General features: G+C 66.7%; 1 protein-coding gene and 1 pseudogene. Both read right to left on the reverse strand.

All coding sequences use genetic code 11. The annotated features are described in order from the left end of the window. Positions 1–524 (reverse strand): annotated as a pseudogene (locus ACF08M_RS41680) (IS200/IS605 family accessory protein TnpB-related protein); the annotation flags it as partial. Further along, positions 517–1095: an IS607 family transposase gene (locus ACF08M_RS41685; RefSeq protein ID WP_392190534.1), complete on the reverse strand. Its 579-nt coding sequence runs from the start codon at positions 1093–1095 to the stop codon at positions 517–519. The gene ACF08M_RS41685 and the pseudogene ACF08M_RS41680, both read right to left, overlap by 8 nt. Positions 1096–1170: the final 75 nt, after the last annotated feature.

A 1170-nucleotide genomic window follows, 5' to 3' on the forward strand; every position in this document is an offset into this window, starting at 1 on the left:
CCGCGTACGACGTGCACGACACCGGCCTCCCGGTCGGCACGCGCCATGTCGAGGCGGTGTTCCAGGACCGCCAGGCGGCGGGACTTGTTGAACCACTCGCTCCTGGAGCGGTAGCCGCCGGGAGCCTTCTTGGTGCCCTTCTCCCCGACCGGCTGGGACAGGCGGTGCGTCAGCGTGCGGACACCGGCTTCAAGACCCTGGATGTGCGCGAGCCGGCAGCGGCGCGACAAGGCCCACTGATCGTGTGTGGCCTTCGTGATGCTGCCGGCCCACCGCGAGGACGAGGCGGCCGTCAGGCCCTGCTTACGCGCGGCCCACGTATCCGTCGAGTGCTCCAGGCCGTTTCGGCACCTGGCCGCCAGATCACCGGACGCCAAGCGTCCGAGGTGTTCACCGATCAGGCGCAGCACCTTGTCGTCCTCGGGCGTGAGGTGCTTGAGCCGGGTCCGTATCGCGACACCGGACGGCCCGAGCGCGACGAACGGCGCATCGATGGTACGGAGTTTCCTCTTCGGCTCAGTCACCGGCTGCCGCCGCCTCAAGAGCTTTGCGGGCCCGGTTCTTCGCCGAGCGACGCCCGTACAGGCGGGCACAGAACGACGTCAGCACCTCGACCATGTCCCGCACCAGGTCGTCTTCGACTTCTCCGTCATCAAGGACAACGAGACGACGCCCAGAAGCGGCAAGCACGGCCTCGACCAGTTCCACGTTCATCCGGCCGAGCCGGTCCTTGTGCTCGACCACCACCATGGTCACGTCCGGATCAGCCAGCAGACGACGGGCCTTGGCACGCGAGCCGTTCATACCGGAAGCGATCTCGGACTCAACCCGAACCACCTGGTGACCGGCCTTCGCAGCCCACTGGGCGAGCCGGGCCGTCTGCCGCTGCAAGTCCTTCTTCTGATCGCGCGAGGAGACACGAGCGTACAAACCCACACCACCCGTCACGGACGGTGAGGAGTTCGCTTCGACGTTCACCAGGATCGTGCGCGGACCCACCCGCTGAGCCGGTACCGGCAATGTCCCCTCACGGAACCAGCGATACGCGGTCTGCGGATGCACACCCTGCGTCTTCGCCCACTCCGTCAGATTCACGCCCTGACAACGACACTCACTCGCACATGGTTACGCTCACCTACCCGACCTCGATGCCCAGCAGTTGAAAACCCC

It is taken from the genome of Streptomyces sp. NPDC015032 (genome assembly GCF_043080425.1).
GTDB lineage: Bacteria > Actinomycetota > Actinomycetes > Streptomycetales > Streptomycetaceae > Streptomyces.